Source organism: Xenorhabdus sp. SGI246 (assembly GCF_040838225.1).
Lineage (GTDB): Bacteria > Pseudomonadota > Gammaproteobacteria > Enterobacterales > Enterobacteriaceae > Xenorhabdus > Xenorhabdus indica.
This window is the reverse complement of record NZ_JBFPEZ010000001.1, coordinates 14,386-30,643: the sequence shown is the minus strand read 5'-3', so window position 1 is coordinate 30,643 and position 16,258 is coordinate 14,386. Positions and strand designations below refer to the sequence as shown.

Here is a 16,258-nt window from a genome sequence, read left to right as displayed (position 1 = left end):
TTCATGACGACACTATCTAACTTCACTCCACCTTTGAATCGGTGGAGTGAAAACTAAGCGTCAGAAGGCAGGGTGGGATAATGGTTATATGATGAAAGCCTTTCACAGTGGGATTTCCATCTGTATCAGTTAGGCCCGTTTGCCCTGTCCATCAGGCTCTGTTTGATTATTTTGTTATTTCCTCACTAAAATATTTGTCCCAAATACGTTGATAAGTACCGTCAGCATTGAGCTCATTAATGGCTTTATCAACTGCGGTTTTTAATGCAGTGTCGTTCTTGCGCAGGAGTACGGCGGTTTGCGCTGCGTTGGTATCAGTTGCCACTATTTTTACTGGTGCTTCTGGTCGATGTTTTTTGTAGTCGAGATAGGAAAGTTTGTCATTGATGGTGGCATCAGCACGACCTGTACTGACAAGTTCCACCTCTTGATTGAAACCATTTGTACCAATAATTTCGGCGCCGTGTTGACGGGCAATTTGGGCGAAGTTATTGGTCAGGGTATGGGCAGAAGTCCGATCTTTCAAGTCACTGAATGTTTTAATTGTATTGTTATCTGTTCGGGTAATTAACACGGCTTCAGAAATGACATAAGGCAGAGAGAAAATATATTTTTTCTCGCGTTCAGGTGTAATCGCAATTTGGTTCATAACGGCATCTGAGCGTCCGGCATCAAGGCCCGCGATTAATCCATCCCATTTACCTTCAATAAATTCAGGTCTAACTTGCATGCGCTGAGCAATTTCACGACCGATTTCCACATCAAATCCGGTTAATTTTCCAGAAGCATCATGATAACTGAACGGAGCATAAGCCCCTTCCGTTGCGATTCTGAATACCCCTGTGGATTGAATGTTATCAAGGGTCGATTTTGCATAAGCCAAATGTGTAAAGCTTAATTGGAGAATACTTGCTAATAATACTTTGCTTACAATTTTCATTGCACCTTCCTGATAATGAGATTTATTGTCAAATATAATACATAATCAGTTTTTACGTCCAAATAGTTTATATAATATGAAATTATATGATGTGTTTTAATTTTTATATGAAAATATAGTGAGAAAATGGATAGGTGACTATTTGTTCTTGTAAATGATGTTTCTTAATATCATTTTTTGATAATAGATATACAAATTTTAAAAAAATACTTTTGTTTTTGTTTTTATTTATATTATTGATTTTATTCATTTTTATTGAGGTGATTGCAATTTTTCACTCATGCGGAACAGAACTTATTAAATTTATATACAATGCTAATAGTAATCATTATCAAGAATATGGTGTTAAAAGCATTGAAACATCATTTTTTTTAATGTAAAGTTTTTTTACTTCGCGAATTTTGTTGTGAATTTATTGATATTAAAAGTTGGTTCTCAATGCAAAACTCATTATTCAGAAAAGGGATGCTAGATTCTTTGCCCGTCTGTATTTCTTTTTTCCTTATTTTTGCTTCTGTTGGTGCTCTTTATCAAAATAAAGGAATTTCATTAATAGAGACTATGGCAGGGTCTGTATTCACTTTTGCTGCACCTTTGCAGGTAGCTGTTGTTAATTATCTTGCTAATGGAGTTTTCTTATCAGTGATAATACTGACTCTGATCATAAACTTTCGTTTTTTTCTGATGTCTATGGTCATGTCACAGTATTTTCATGGTATATCAAAAGGCAAGATCTTATTGTCAATGTTAGCATTTAGCGCCAGTACATACACCGTGACTCATGCTCATCTAATTGCAGAGAAAATCCCTGATGGAAAATCTCAATTTAATTATTATCTAGGTGTATCTATACCAAGTTTTGTGATTGCTGTTTTGGCAACGTTGCTAGGGTATGTGTCTTCAAATTATTTGAATTATGATTCTATTTCTCTTTTTTTAATGATGTTAATTCCGATACATTTTTCATCCCTTGCGGCTAAGCGGGCAGGAAAAGATTTGTCTGTTTTTGCTACATTAATAGGAGGGATATGTGCTCCATTCATTAATGAAATAAATATTCAACTTATGGATATCGTGATACCTATTATAGTCGGAATGTGTATTGCATTTTATGAGTTAAGAATTAAAGAGAGAGCATGATTATGATGATAATCTTATTGATGGGAGCCATGAGTTTTTTTCTTAGGGTGATACCATTTTTAATAAGTAACAAAAAAATTAAAAAAGATGGTTTTCTTATTACATCTCTAGACTATTCCGTATGCTTTATTCTTGGCAGTATTATCGTGAATATCTCTCTTGATAATATAAAAATTAGCCATTTGCTTTCTGACTTTGAAATTAAATATGTGCTGGCAATAGTTACTGTTATAATTGCATATTTTATTAGTAAACGCACGGGTTCTATATTAAAGAGCCTAATTATATCATCTATATTATTTATATTAATATCATGGTGTTTGAATGAAAAAAATATGTTTTTTTGATACAACATTAAGAGATGGTGAGCAGGGAATTGGGTATTTGCTCTCGAATGAAAAAAAATTAAAATTATTACCATATTTAATTGATTTAGGTGTTGATTCTATTGAGATTGGCATGGTAACAGATGAATACAGTGAGAAGTTTTTTTATGAAGCAGCATCATCTAATATAGATTTCAAAGATACTTATATTGCTTCATTATGCCGATTGAAACTAGATGACATTGAAAAAACAATTTCGGCTTTAAGTCAATTTAAAAAAACTAAACTAAACTAAACTTACTATGTGTTGGTTCAGAAATACATATCAAGAAGAAATTTGATTCAACCAAAGACAAGATACTATTAATGCTAAAAGATTCTTTGGAATATATATCAAATAGTTATTATACAGGTAAAGTGTCAGCCATTTTAGAAGATTCATCAAGAGGAAGCTTTGAACTTTTAGAGGAGAAAATTAATTTACTGACATCTTATCATGTCAACGATATCTGTTTTGCAGATACAACAGGTTGTGCTACACCATTATATATTAATAAACTTATTAGTTTTTTTAAAAATAAATTCCCTGATGTAAGGTTCTCCGTTCACTGTCATAACGATTTGGGTTTAGCAGTTGCTAATTCAATCAGTGCAATTGATGCTGGAGCTGATGAAGTACAAGTGACATTGGGAGGTGTCGGAGAACGTTGTGGAAATGCTTCATTTGAAGAGGTTATGGCCATTCTCTCTTATAGAAGTGAATATAATAATAGGTTTAAAACCGATATTGTTATGAAGGATCTGATTGAATTATGTAACTTTTATTATAAGGTTATGAATAAATTACCTTACCCAAATAAGCCATTATTAGGAAAGCACGCGTTTTCAACATGTGCTGGTATTCATCAAAGCGGAATAAAAAGATTCCCTGAAACTTATGAATTTATTAACCCAGAGCATTTAGGTTTAGAAAGAAAGTTCTATTTTAATAGATTGTCTAGCAATAAAATTTCTCAGCAAGAGTTGTAATAGGAAAAATTATGAATATTTCTCAAAAAATTGGCTTCTCAACAAATATTTTTGAAAATCCAGCAGACATTGACGTGTTAGTTGATAAGTTAAGCAAAAATTTTAAGAATATTGAAATTGAATTTGAAAAAGAGTTAAGGGATTTAATTGATTACTATCCTGAGAAATGGAATGAAAAAGTTTTTGTATTGAATAAATTAAAAGAAGAGAATGATCTTTATTATTCCGTTCATGCCCCCTATATCGGTATAAAAACAGATATTGCCAACAGTGAAGAGCTGGACAGAATTATTGCTGTTGATTATCTCTCGACATTCATTCATGAAGCTAAGAAGATCGGTGCTAAATTTATCACGATACATCCGGGTTATCTGGAATTTGATGATAATGGAATATCTGAATTTGATTTCAAACAGCTATCTAAATCTATCCAGAAATTATCGGAAATAGCTAAAGAAAATGATATTACCATTTTATTGGAAAATACAGGAAGTGATAGAGAAAAGTATATCGTTTTAAGCGATGAACAGCATGAGATCTTATGTAATCAATATGGTGTATTCTTAACATTGGACATTGTGCATTTTGAGTCATTTATGCATAAAAAAAGTACTAGAGAATATAATGAAGCATTAAAAAGAATTATCCCATATATTAAGAATGCACATTTCAATGATGTCCTAAACGGTGAACATGTTCATTTGCCATTAGGTGAAGGGAACTTCGACTATCACAGAGTATTATCTTTTATGGCGAGTGTAGGGTATCAGGGGAATTTTATTGTTGAAGAATCTGGCGGTGGTTTCTCACCAGAAGAGTTTATTGCATCAGGGAAGAGATATATTGAATACTTAAATGGCATGGAATGATTTTGACGAAAGTATGAAACATCTTGTTAGTATCAATAAATCAGAAATCGAATTTTTTTCTGATGAAAAATTCACTATATTGGAACAGGCCGAGCTTAGCGGGCACTCGTTAAAGAATGGCTGTCGGTTGGGAGCCTGCCGGGTTTGTAAGTTAAAATTACTATCTGGTGATATAGAATATACTATCGGTAATAAAATTGGATTAACTAAAAAAGAATTAAATGAGAATTATTTTTTACCATGCTGTGCTATTGCTAGAAGTAACATCGTTTGTGAGCTAGCTGGAGATAGTAAAACTTTCTCTGATACTAAAGAAGGTGCTGTTATATGTGATATAAAAAGATCACCTGGAATTACTATCTTAAGATTCAAGTTATCAAAAAAATCTAAAATGAATTTTATTCCGGGTCAGTATATTGGTATAGAAGTGCCTAATGGAAAGTATCGATATTATTCTGTTGCTAATATTCCGAAAAATGATGGGTATGTTGAAATTCATGTAGCTAAGAATAAAAATGGCGTTTTTTCAGATTTAATTTGTGAGAAACTTGAAGTCAATGATGTATTGTGGATATATGGGCCTTATGGTGACTTTATTTCCGGATATCATGATGAGGTGAGAGATATTGTTTTTGTTGCGACAGGAACAGGTTTTGCACCAATAAAATCCATAATAGAATCTGGTGTATTCAATGAACGGAAAATTTATCTTTTCTGGGGAGGAAGAAGAAAAGTAGATCACTATTTCTCTGATATTATAGATAATTGGAAAAGCACACTACAAAACTTCTATTTTAAGATGGCTTTATCCCGCCATAGTGAAGATGAATATTTGGAAAGTTATAGTGGATATGTACAAGATATTTTCAAAAAGGAAATTGGCTTGAATGATAAAATTGAAGTCTATATGTGTGGCTCTCCTAATATGATTAATGATATGTCTAAGCTATTAAAAAATGATTATCAACTACATGAGGATTATATTCATGTTGATGTATTCTATCCAAATAGCTAAGTGTTTCCAATTTATGAACATTATGATGTAATTGTTTATAATCTATATAAATTAGCTTATTGAAAAATCTTAAATTACTTTGAGGAAGAAAAGCCACTGCATTTTTTGCAGTGGCTTCATTAAATTCAAGAAATATTACAAAGCAGCAATGGTCTCTTTTTGTGCCAATAATTTTTCTTTAGCAGCATTGTTTGTTGCCAGACGCTCACGCTCTTTGGTAACAACGGCTTCTGGTGCTCGGCTGACAAAACCTTCGTTAGCCAGTTTGACTTCGATGCTGTTGATTTCTTTATCCAGCTTCTCGATTTCTTTATCCAGACGAGCGAGTTCTGCGTTTTTATCGATCAAACCCGCCATTGGGATCAGTATTTCTGCATCGGTAATCAGTTTGGTTACAGAAACTGGTGCTTCTTCTCCTGCTGCCAATACAGTAACAGAAGAGAGACGGCCCATTGCTTGAATAAAGTTAAGGTTTTCAGCTACACGACGTTGTGCATCAGTATTTGCATCACGTAGCAGAACTTCCAGCGGCTTGCTTGGTGCAATGTTCATTTCTGCACGAATATTACGTACCGCAATGATCGCTTCCTTGATCCATTCCAGATCGTTTAGTGCCAGTTCATCAACTTTCGCCTGATCGAATTCAGGGAAAGGTTGCAGCATGATGGTATCCGCATCAATACCTTTAACCACTTTCACACGTTGCCAGATAGTTTCGGTGATGAATGGAATGATTGGATGTGCCAGACGCAGTAAACCTTCCAACACTTCGAGCAGAGTATGACGCGCTGCGCGAATTTCTGCTTCAGTACCTTTGTTGATGGCAGGTTTGGACAGTTCCAGATACCAGTCACAGAATTGGTTCCATGTGAATTCGTAAAGAATATTGGCGGCAATATCGAAACGGTAAGTATCCAATGCTTCGCGATAGGCTTTTACTGTCTGGTTGAATTCAGCCAAAATCCAACTGTCTGCCAGTGACAGTGACATTTCACCACCATTCTGGCCACAATCTTGTCCTTCGGTATTTATCAGCACAAAACGGCTGGCGTTCCATAGCTTGTTACAGAAGTTGCGATAACCTTGCAGGCGTTTCATATCCCAGTTGATATCGCGGCCAGTAGAAGCCAGTGCTGCCAGAGTGAAACGCAGGGCGTCAGTGCCGTGGGCTTCAATGCCTTCCGGGAACTGTTTTTCAGTACGCTTGCGGATTTTCTCTGCCATTTGCGGCTGCATCATATTTCCGGTACGTTTTTCCAGCAGAGTTTCCAGCGGGATACCGTCAATCATATCCAATGGGTCGATAACATTCCCTTTGGATTTTGACATCTTCTGACCTTCTTCATCGCGGATCAGACCGGTCATATAGACAGTTTTGAATGGTACTTGTGGTTTGCCGTTTTCATCTTTGATGAAGTGCATGGTCATCATGATCATGCGGGCAATCCAGAAGAAGATGATGTCAAAACCACTGACCAGCACATTCGTTGGGTGAAAGGCTTTCAACGCTTCAGTTTGCTCAGGCCAGCCGAGGGTAGAGAACGTCCATAGGCCAGAAGAGAACCAGGTATCCAGTACGTCTTCGTCCTGAGTCAGTGTAATATCTGCACTCAGATTGTTTTCGCGGCGGACTTCTTCTTCATCACGTCCAACATAAACATTTCCTTGTGCGTCATACCATGCCGGAATACGGTGGCCCCACCACAATTGACGGGAAATACACCAATCCTGAATATCACGCATCCAGGAGTAGTACATGTTCTCGTACTGTTTTGGAACGAACTGGATATCACCGTTTTCAACCGCTTCAATTGCCACTTTTACCAGTGGTGCTGTACGCACATACCATTGGTCAGTCAGCATTGGCTCGATAACCACGCCGCCACGGTCACCATAAGGTACGGTCAGATCATGAGGTTTGATTTCTACCAGCAGGCCCAGTTTTTCAAATTCAGCAACAATCGCCTTACGCGCAGCAAAGCGTTCCATGCTACGGTATTCAGCAGGGATCTCGGTCGAGTAACTGTCAGAAACTTCACCATTAGTGTTGAAAACTTCTGCGGCTTCGCGGATATCACCATCAAAGGTCAGGATGTTGATCATTGGCAGACTGTGGCGTTTACCGACTTCATAGTCATTGAAATCGTGAGCCGGAGTGATTTTCACACAGCCGGTGCCTTTTTCCATATCTGCATGCTCATCTCCCACGATAGGAATACGACGGTTGACCAGTGGCAGGATGATTTCTTTGCCAATCAGATCCTTATAACGCGGATCTTCCGGGTTAACAGCAACGCCGGTATCCCCTAGCATAGTTTCCGGGCGGGTGGTCGCAACAATCAGGTAATCTTTGCCTTCGGCGGTCTTGGCTCCATCAGCTAATGGATAACGCAGATGCCACATAGAACCTTTAACTTCGCGGTTTTCGACTTCCAGATCAGAAATCGCGGTGCGCAGTTTAGGGTCCCAGTTAACCAGACGTTTGCCACGGTAAATCAGATCTTCTTGATACAGGTGAACAAAGGCTTCTTTAACGGCTTTTGACAAACCCTCATCCATAGTGAAGCGTTCACGCTCCCAATCTACAGAGTTACCCAGACGGCGCATTTGGTTGGTGATAGTGCCGCCTGATTCCGCTTTCCATTGCCAAATCTTGTCAATAAAAGCATCGCGGCCGTAATCGTGGCGGGTTTTGTTTTCTTCTGCCGCGATTTTGCGCTCGACAACCATTTGCGTTGCGATACCTGCGTGGTCAGTACCGACTTGCCATAGCGTGTTTTTGCCCTGCATGCGTTGATAGCGCACCATAGTATCCATGATCGTTTGCTGGAATGCGTGCCCCATATGCAGGCTGCCAGTCACGTTTGGTGGCGGAATGACGATACAGAAACTTTCACGGCTGGTATCGCCATTTGGCTTGAAATAACCGCTCTTTTCCCAGTGGTTATAAAGAGGTTGCTCTATCTCTGTCGGATTGTATGTTTTATCGAGAGATGGCTCAGATTGCGTTTTAGTAGCGGGTGTCTTTTCCATTGTATCTTGATATTTAATAGGTTGGCGGGGTTGCCATGGTCAAATTAAAGCCGACGCTACGATAGGATTTATACCGTTCGCGCGCTAACTGTTTCAGATTTTCATCAATAGGGACGAAGTCTATCACTTCATGGAAAGCTGTGGCAAAGTCTACAAAATGAGGAAGCAGTGTGATCAGAATATCACGGGGAGCGTTGCCTCTTTTTTGCGGCCAGCACAGCTCTACAGGGGCACCATAACGGGGGCCTTCTCCTGCAAGGTTATGTGGCACAAATTGACCTGGCTCTCGTTGCCATAGTGCTTCATCCAGTTTTTCGGCCTGTTGTTGGCTTTCACAAGCAATCAGAACCCGCTTCCCTGCACGCCATTGATCAGCAGCCAACTGACATGCCAGCCATTCATGCGGCTGCAATTCATCAAAAGACGATGATTCTTCCTGTAACGGTTTTTCCAATAACAGCTTTTCCGGTAACAGCTTTTCTAATAAATAGAAAGTAGCATTTTTCATAAATTCTTTTACTGACAATGTCTCATGATTACAGAAAACGAGTTATAGAAAAAATGATAGGCAAAGTGACGGAAAAGGGTATTGCTGTTGCAATACCCTCAATCCCGTTGACTTTTTTAATACCTTTTACGTTAGCCTTTATGCAAAAAATGGCTAGTTTGGGTATTAATCATCCGCATTCAGACCCGCACGATTTAACAGGAATTGTGACAATAGTGCAACCGGACGACCCGTTGCTCCTTTTGTCTTACCTGAACGCCATGCTGTACCGGCGATATCCAGATGTGCCCAGTTGTATTTAGCTGTAAACCGGGACAGGAAAGCACCGGCAGTGATTGCGCCGCCAAGACGTCCGCACGCGTTGACCATATCCGCAAAATTGGATTCTAACTGTTCGGAATATTCGTCACCCAGTGGCAGACGCCATGCACGATCTCCCGCTTGTTCTGACGCGTTCAGTAGCTCATGTGCAAGCGGGTTATGATTGGACATTAAGCCTGTGTAGTGGTTTCCCAACGCAACCATGCAAGCGCCTGTCAGAGTAGCAACATCAATAACCAGTTCTGGCTCGAAACGTTCAACATATGTCAGCGCATCACATAATACCAGACGGCCTTCCGCATCCGTATTCGTTACTTCAACAGTTTGACCGGACATGGTGGTTAAAATGTCACTGGGGCGATAAGCATGACCACCGGGCATGTTTTCGCATCCAGCCAATACCCCAATAACGTTAATAGGTAATTGCAGTTCTGCAACAACGCGCATAGCACCATAAACAGAAGCAGCTCCTCCCATGTCGCATTTCATCTCTTCCATGCCTTCGGCTGGTTTGAGTGAAATACCGCCAGAATCGAAAGTCAGCCCTTTACCCACTAACACGATCGGTTTCGCATTAGGATCTTTGCTGCCTTTATATTCGATCACTGACATCAGAGATTCGTTCTGCGAACCTTGCCCCACTGCCAGGTAGGCATTCATGCCTAACTCTTTCATCTGTTCTTCACCAATCACTTTGGTGATCAGATTGTCAGCACTGTCAGCAAGCTGGCGTGCCTGTGATGCAAGGTACGCAGCATTACAGATATTGGGTGGCATATTGACCAGATCTTTCGTCGCCTTAATACCGGATGCAATGGCAAGACCATGCTGAATAGCGCGTTCACCGCTGGTCAATTCACGGCGAGTTGGCACATTGAAAACCATCTTACGCAAAGGGCGACGCAGTTCATTTTTGCTGCTCTTAAGCTGATCGAAAACATACAGAGATTCTTTTGCTGTTTCGACAGCCTGACGCACTTTCCAATAGTTATTGCGCCCTTTGACGTGTAATTCTGTCAAGAAACAGACCGCTTCCATTGACCCAGTTTCATTAAGAGTGCTGATCGTTTTCTGGATAATCTGCTTATACTGGCGCTCGTCCAGTTCACGTTCTTTTCCGCATCCAACCAACAGAATGCGTTCAGACAGCACGTTAGGAACGTGATGCAGCAATAGGGTTTGGCCCACTTTGCCTTCAAGTTCACCGCGGCGCAGTAAGGCACTAATATAACCGTTACTTATTTTGTCAAGTTGCTCTGCGATAGGGGACAGACGGCGAGGTTCAAATACGCCGACAATAATACACGCACTGCGTTGTTTTTCCGGGCTACCGCTTTTTACACTAAACTCCATGCGTTCTCCTGAATCTTAAAGACAAAGACAGATACAATCGCTAAAATACCACGTTCCGCGTTAAATCATCCCAAATAAAGTTCTCTGTTATGTTAAGCTAAGCATATTAATTTTAGATACTTAACTAACGATAACTGTGCTCTAATTGAGAACGAATATATGGAATGCTTTGGTATCATTTTAGCAATGGGAAAGCCAAACTGATTCATATAAATGGTAGATATACGACGAAGTTAGCGACTTTCCTGCAAAAAGACAAGTTTTCACAGGCGTAATAAGCGTGATCATCATTAGATATCTGGTACGGGAAACCTTGAAAAGTCAAATCGCAATACTTTTCATCTTATTACTGATCTTTTTCTGTCAGAAATTAGTTGAGGTATTGGGTGCGGCAGTAGAAGGTAATATTCCCGCAAATTTAGTTTTATCCTTGTTAGGCTTAGGTGTGCCGGAAATGGCGCAGCTAATTTTACCTCTGAGTTTGTTTCTTGGGGTATTAATGACATTTAGCAAACTCTATACGGAAAGCGAAATCACTGTCATGCATGCCTGTGGTTTAGGTAAAGGTGTGTTGGTGAAATCAGCGCTTATCCTGGCTCTGCTTACCGCCATGCTGGCAGCAGCCAATGTTATCTGGTTCACGCCATGGTCATCTAAATATCAGGAACAAGTACTGGCGGATGCAAAAGCAAACCCAAGCCTTGCGGCGATAATGGAAGGGCAGTTCAAACCGTCCAGAGATGGTAATATGGTGTTGTATATCGGTGATGTCAAAGGAAATAATTTTGAGAATGTATTCCTTGCTCAGCTTCGACCAGTGCATAATCAGCGGCCTTCTGTGGTTATCGCTGATGGTGGGCATATGGAAGAGTTACCGAATGGCAATCAGGTAGCGGTACTGCATGAAGGAACACGTTACGAAGGTACTGCATTGTTACGTGATTTCCGCATCACAGAATTTCAAAACTATCGGGCAGTCATAGGGCACCAAAGCCCGGAAATTGACAGTGGCAAAGTTGAACAAAAATCAATGGATGAGCTGTGGCATGGCAACGATCCGGATTCCCGTTCAGAGTTCCACTGGCGTTTAACCCTGATTGTTTCTGTCTTGGTTATGGCGCTGATGGTTGTTCCGCTCAGTGCAGTCAACCCGCGTCAGGGACGTGTGCTCAGTATGTTGCCAGCCATGTTGCTCTATCTAATTTTTTTCCTGTTGCAAAGTTCTCTCCATTCCAATGGCGGTAAGGGCAAACTTAACCCTCTGTTTTGGATGTGGCTGGTTAACGGTGTGTATTTTGCTTTGGCACTGGTGCTCAACGTATGGGATACCGTCCCGATGCGTAAGCTGCGTTCACGCTTTAAGATCCAAGGAGCGGCGTGATGTTTGGTGTATTAGATAGATATATCGGGCGGACGATCCTACAAACCATTCTGATGACGCTGTTCACTCTGGTGTCACTGTCCGGCATCATCAAATTTGTTGATCAGCTTCGTAAAGTCGGTCAGGGGGAATATACTGCTCTTTCTGCCGGTATTTATACGCTGCTGAGCGTTCCCAAAGATATTCAGATTTTCTTCCCGATGGCTGCATTGCTAGGCGCACTTTTGGGTTTGGGTGCGTTGGCAACCCGCAGTGAGCTGGTCGTCATGCAGGCTGCTGGTTTTACCCGCTTACAAGTGGCTGGTTCGGTAATGAAAACCGCGATCCCCTTGGTTCTGCTGACGATGGTTATCGGTGAATGGGTGGCTCCACAAGGTGAACAAATTGCCCGTAACTTCCGTTCCCAAAAGATGTATGACGGTTCTTTAGTATCCACGGCTAAAGGGATTTGGACAAAGGATGGTCAGGATTTTGTCTACATTCAGAGTGTGGGTAAAGATAATTCACTGAATGGTATAAGTATTTATCATGTTGATGATAAAAGAAAACTGTTATCCGTGAAGTATGCCGCGTCTGCTGTGTATGATCAGGACAACAAGCAGTGGAAGTTGTCTCAGGTTGAAGAATCTGATTTAAGTCAGTTCGGTCGGATCACTGGCTCGCAGCGTATCTCTGCTGACTGGAAAAGTTGGCTGACACCAGAAAAACTGGGGGTTGTTGCTCTTGAGCCTGCTGCACTCTCCATTCGTGGTCTGCATCAATATATTACTTACCTGAAACAGGGTCAGCAGGATGCCGGGCGCTACGAACTCAATATGTGGAAAAAGATCTTTGCCCCGTTATCCGTTGCAGTCATGATGCTGATGGCACTCTCCTTTATCTTTGGCCCATTGCGTAGTGTTCCTATGGGATTAAGGGTTGTAGTGGGGATAAGTACTGGCTTTATCTTTTATGTCCTGAATGAGATATTCGGCCCACTCAGCTTAGTTTATAGTATGCCACCCGTATTGGGAGCACTGTTGCCAAGTTTGTTATTCTTTGTAGTGAGTATTTATTTACTTTTGTACCGAAAATAACAGTGTCAAATTGACATATCATTAAGTTGACTTATCGCTCTCGCTTTCAAAAGTGAGAGCGATTTTTCATGGTTAAATATCGTGATTTCTATTTTTATTCCATAAGAGTTTTTATGATATTGTTTTCGGCATAATGACTTTGAGTAATGATTTACTGGCGAAAGCAATGATACCAAATCTTCATGCCATTCAGCGGATAAGGGGTGGTTTACAGATTCTTTTGCAGCCACATTCTCCAGATTGCTACTAATGGAAAAATTAAGGTAATAAGTGCTAAGAAAGAAGTATTAGAGATTCGCATCAAAAAAATTATGAAACCTGTGATCCGGCTTTTATAGGGGATATATTGAATGGTCGAGTATTCTTTTGTAACGGAAATTCCAGTAGAAATATAAATGATTTTCTCGACGGGATATTAAAAAAAGAACAATGATAATGTCCAAAAATAGGATAGTAATAATGTAACCAAGCTGAGATTACACCAGTAAAGCTCAGCTTGGTATTTTTTATTGATTATTTTTTACCAATGAAGGAAATACTGAATTTGAATTGTGATTCTGTGCCAGCGCAGTGATCAGCTCATTCACACCCTTAGTAACACGATGGAATTTACTGTGTTCTTTGCGGGTCATTACCACAAATACTCCGATATTCTGTTCAGGGATCATCGCCATATAAGTATTGAACCCGCCGCCGCCGCCAGTTTTCTGATAGATACCCGGAATATCTTTCTTGCTATTCATATAAACCCAACCGAGCCCGATACCATCGGCCTGGCCTGCCACATCCATTCCTTTGATTGACGTCAAATCGGTGCGTTTAAAGTAGATACCCTGTTCACGGCTGGCTGTCTGCTTCCTCAACTGATTGTGAGAAGATAAAAACTGTTGCATCCAACGCTGCATATCGGCGGGGGTAGAATAAATTCCTCCACTGCCTGCTGCGGCAATAGTACTGATACAGGGACTGGATTTGACCCCTTTCATCAACCGGGCGCATTGAGTTTGGGTGGGAGTCAGGGTGGTATCTTCCATCTTATAAGGATGGGTGATTTCTTCTCGCAGAAGGCGCGGGTAAGGTTCTCCTGTCGCCTTGGAAAGCGCATCTGCCAATAAATCGTAGGCTAGATTGGAATAAGAAGCAGTTGTACCAGGAACGGCATTTATCTCAGCGGATTTTAGCCAAGTCCAACGATTGGATTGTGTTGGCCAGATAAACACCGGGCGACCCCACTTTCCTCCGGGTTGTTCCCGTGGTAGCCCACTGGTATGACTTGCCAGATGATACAACCGAATGGGTTGATTTGCGCTAAAGTTTGGCACATGCACACCATAATAGGAATATTTCTGCAATGGGTCGGTGATCCTAATTCTTTTTTTCTCTGCCAGCTTGATCATCACCTCACTGGTCATCAATTTGGTGAGAGAAGCGATACGAATTAAAGAATTCTGACTTGGCTTAATGCCACTCCCTGGATAAGTTTCTCCAAAACTGTGATGCATGACCTGATTATTATCAATAACCACCATTGCCATACCTAACGGATTACCTTCATCAAAAATTGACTGGGCATATTGTTCAACCAATGCTGAAGCTAGTTTTCGGCTGGCGGCATTGCTGTCAAACACTTCCCATTTTGTGGGCTGTGAACTTGGGCGCTGGCGTGAATGACCAGAAGTAGCGCAAGCTGAAAGCGCCAATGAAAGAGCGGAAACTATACAAAATTTATAGAGCCGTTTGTTCATTTTGGGATTAACCAATCAGGGAACATAATTTAAGTGGGTGGGACAAAACCGTTATTTGTTCTTCTTAAATATCGCAATAACGGCACCGATAATGAAACCCAACAGAATACCAGCGAAGATCCAATTGATAAGAGTCATAGTTATTTACCTCAAGACAGTGTTTTGCTTTGAATTATATAAGGTGTTTATGGGTTGTCTATTGGTGATAAGGCGTTATAACAGGTTGATTGATGTTAAATAGAATGAATGAAGGCTGAGATTTGCGCTTTTTTGTGTCGGAACAGGTAGGTTTGCTTTTTTTTTCAGCACTTGAACAAAATTGGAAGGATAAGTGTTGCGAATGGTCTTCTGACAAGTATAATGAGTCTCGTTTTCCGAACCCTTCAGTGCCGAAGTGGCGAAATCGGTAGACGCAGTTGATTCAAAATCAACCGCCTTCGGGTGTGCCGGTTCGAGTCCGGCCTTCGGCACCATTCGTTAGTTTTCTAACGTCTACCCAAGTCTACAAACTCCCTAAAAATCCCAATAAATCAAGATACTTAGTTATTTTGCCGTCTACTGTGGTCTGTTGCAATCAACTCGCACCAAGGGGCATAATTTGGGGCATCTACACTTCGATTGTAAATGTGCCCCAAAAATGAAACTAAACGCCCGACAAATCGAGACTGCGAAACCGAAAGAGAAATCCTATAAATTAGCGGATGGCGCTGGCTTTTGGTGTTTACCCTGCTGTCTCATTAGCTAATGCACACGCCAAACGGGACGAAGCTAAGAAGTTGCTGCTCCCAAAGAAGAGAAAAAAGACTCACATTTGTTCGTTCCAACTTGGATTTTGGAGCAATATGCTCTATACGACAATTGCTTGGTGAATTTAAGATCAGGCTCTCACGCAACCGGACGTGAAGTAGGCTCAGTGGAAGAGAAGCTGTAAAATGTATCATTTTTTAACTGGTTAAGATAAATGTCGCAAATCATCGTTTCGCTTCCACTTAGCCGAATTGGGCAAACTGGTGAACGAGCGCACCGGGTTGATTCCAAATAATTAGTTATAAGATTCATTATTAAAATAATAAAAATAATTCTAATAAATGAATGTCTTATATTATCAGAAAAGCGTTTTGTTTTTGTATGACGATCATTGATATGAAAAAGGCTTTAGGATGTTGTGACGAAAGGAGAATATCGGCATTGGTTGGTGACTTTAGTGAGCAGAGTAATGAAACGATTGATGTGAAGGAAGGTTTTGACGGTTTGGGTAATTTATTGAAAGAAAAAAGGTTTTTTAGTTCAAAAAACAATCAATAAGAAATCATTTCCAACTGGATAATTTGGGTTCAGAATGGCATGAAATGTCATCATTCATGAAATGTTAATAAAAAATGGCTTATTGCCATTATTTCAGCTTTCAATTTCGGCGTACTGCGTTTATTATGCGCGCTTCGTAATTTCAACCGGCGCCACTGGCTTTGAGCTTCAGCGGAGAAATGATGCCTCCTGCTAGCTGACACAGTCTTTTCCCGTG

General features: G+C 40.4%; 15 protein-coding genes, 1 tRNA gene and 1 pseudogene. 11 read left to right on the top strand and 6 right to left on the bottom strand.

Going from position 1 to position 16,258, the window contains the following annotated elements; all coding sequences use genetic code 11:
• Positions 1 to 166: 166 nt before the first annotated feature.
• A complete protein-coding gene (locus ABLA85_RS00150; protein WP_367960302.1) occupies positions 167 to 940 on the bottom strand; it encodes an amino acid ABC transporter substrate-binding protein in 774 nt (257 codons plus the stop codon).
• A gap of 438 nt (positions 941 to 1,378) precedes the next feature.
• Here ABLA85_RS00150 and ABLA85_RS00145 point away from each other — a divergent pair, with 438 nt between their 5' ends.
• From ABLA85_RS00145 to ABLA85_RS00120, 6 genes are read left to right on the top strand one after another with little or no spacing between them, the layout of a single operon-like run.
• Entirely contained in the window at positions 1,379 to 2,080 is a 702-nt protein-coding gene (locus ABLA85_RS00145; protein ID WP_367960300.1) for an AzlC family ABC transporter permease, read from the top strand.
• Complete coding sequence (locus ABLA85_RS00140) at positions 2,077 to 2,427, top strand: AzlD domain-containing protein (RefSeq protein WP_367960298.1); 351 nt, start codon at positions 2,077 to 2,079, stop codon at positions 2,425 to 2,427. The genes ABLA85_RS00145 and ABLA85_RS00140 overlap by 4 nt, the downstream gene beginning before the upstream one ends.
• Positions 2,405 to 2,701 (top strand): hypothetical protein, encoded by a 297-nt coding sequence (locus ABLA85_RS00135; RefSeq protein WP_367960297.1) that lies wholly within the window; start codon positions 2,405 to 2,407, stop codon positions 2,699 to 2,701. Before ABLA85_RS00140 ends, ABLA85_RS00135 begins: the two co-directional genes overlap by 23 nt.
• 23 nt (positions 2,702 to 2,724) lie before the next feature.
• Positions 2,725 to 3,435, top strand: a complete 711-nt coding sequence (locus ABLA85_RS00130) for a hypothetical protein (RefSeq protein ID WP_367960306.1) — start codon at positions 2,725 to 2,727, stop codon at positions 3,433 to 3,435.
• 11 nt (positions 3,436 to 3,446) lie between these two features.
• Complete coding sequence (locus tag ABLA85_RS00125) at positions 3,447 to 4,304, top strand: sugar phosphate isomerase/epimerase family protein (protein ID WP_367960295.1); 858 nt, start codon at positions 3,447 to 3,449, stop codon at positions 4,302 to 4,304.
• Complete coding sequence (locus ABLA85_RS00120) at positions 4,291 to 5,319, top strand: FAD-binding oxidoreductase (RefSeq protein WP_367960293.1); 1,029 nt, start codon at positions 4,291 to 4,293, stop codon at positions 5,317 to 5,319. The genes ABLA85_RS00125 and ABLA85_RS00120 overlap by 14 nt, the downstream gene beginning before the upstream one ends.
• A 135-nt stretch (positions 5,320 to 5,454) precedes the next feature.
• Here the strand turns inward: ABLA85_RS00120 and ABLA85_RS00115 are convergent, their stop codons facing one another.
• The 3 genes from ABLA85_RS00115 to pepA all read right to left on the bottom strand — a co-directional run bounded on the left by ABLA85_RS00115 (position 5,455) and on the right by pepA (position 10,534).
• Positions 5,455 to 8,352 carry a valine--tRNA ligase gene (locus ABLA85_RS00115; RefSeq protein WP_367960291.1) on the bottom strand — a complete coding sequence of 966 codons (2,898 nt, stop codon included), beginning with the start codon at positions 8,350 to 8,352 and terminating at the stop codon, positions 5,455 to 5,457.
• A gap of 13 nt (positions 8,353 to 8,365) precedes the next feature.
• Positions 8,366 to 8,860 carry a DNA polymerase III subunit chi gene (locus tag ABLA85_RS00110; protein ID WP_367960289.1) on the bottom strand — a complete coding sequence of 165 codons (495 nt, stop codon included), beginning with the start codon at positions 8,858 to 8,860 and terminating at the stop codon, positions 8,366 to 8,368.
• Positions 8,861 to 9,025: 165 nt separating this feature from the next.
• On the bottom strand, positions 9,026 to 10,534 hold the full coding sequence (pepA, locus tag ABLA85_RS00105) for a leucyl aminopeptidase (protein WP_367960286.1): 1,509 nt from the start codon (positions 10,532 to 10,534) through the stop codon (positions 9,026 to 9,028).
• A 280-nt stretch (positions 10,535 to 10,814) separates the two neighbouring features.
• On the opposite strand from pepA, the gene lptF reads away from it, so the two are divergent.
• Positions 10,815 to 11,915: an LPS export ABC transporter permease LptF gene (gene lptF / locus ABLA85_RS00100; protein ID WP_367960284.1), complete on the top strand. Its 1,101-nt coding sequence runs from the start codon at positions 10,815 to 10,817 to the stop codon at positions 11,913 to 11,915.
• Positions 11,915 to 12,991: an LPS export ABC transporter permease LptG gene (gene lptG / locus ABLA85_RS00095; protein ID WP_367960283.1), complete on the top strand. Its 1,077-nt coding sequence runs from the start codon at positions 11,915 to 11,917 to the stop codon at positions 12,989 to 12,991. The genes lptF and lptG overlap by 1 nt, the downstream gene beginning before the upstream one ends.
• Before the next feature lie 5 nt (positions 12,992 to 12,996).
• Here lptG and ABLA85_RS00090 read toward each other — a convergent pair whose 3' ends face one another.
• Positions 12,997 to 13,221: a hypothetical protein gene (locus ABLA85_RS00090; RefSeq protein ID WP_367960282.1), complete on the bottom strand. Its 225-nt coding sequence runs from the start codon at positions 13,219 to 13,221 to the stop codon at positions 12,997 to 12,999.
• Positions 13,222 to 13,497: 276 nt separating this feature from the next.
• Positions 13,498 to 14,736 carry a D-alanyl-D-alanine-carboxypeptidase/endopeptidase AmpH gene (gene ampH / locus ABLA85_RS00085; RefSeq protein WP_367960281.1) on the bottom strand — a complete coding sequence of 413 codons (1,239 nt, stop codon included), beginning with the start codon at positions 14,734 to 14,736 and terminating at the stop codon, positions 13,498 to 13,500.
• 388 nt (positions 14,737 to 15,124) lie between these two features.
• Between ampH and ABLA85_RS00080 the strand changes: the two genes are divergently transcribed.
• From ABLA85_RS00080 to ABLA85_RS00070, 3 genes and pseudogenes are all read left to right on the top strand, one after another.
• Positions 15,125 to 15,209, top strand: a tRNA-Leu gene (locus ABLA85_RS00080).
• Between the two features lie 164 nt (positions 15,210 to 15,373).
• Positions 15,374 to 15,518, top strand: a pseudogene (locus ABLA85_RS00075) (Arm DNA-binding domain-containing protein); the annotation flags it as partial.
• Positions 15,519 to 15,864: 346 nt separating this feature from the next.
• The gene (locus tag ABLA85_RS00070; RefSeq protein ID WP_367960280.1) at positions 15,865 to 16,041 is read left to right on the top strand and encodes a hypothetical protein; all 177 of its coding nucleotides are present in this window, start codon (positions 15,865 to 15,867) and stop codon (positions 16,039 to 16,041) included.
• Positions 16,042 to 16,258 lie beyond the last annotated feature (217 nt).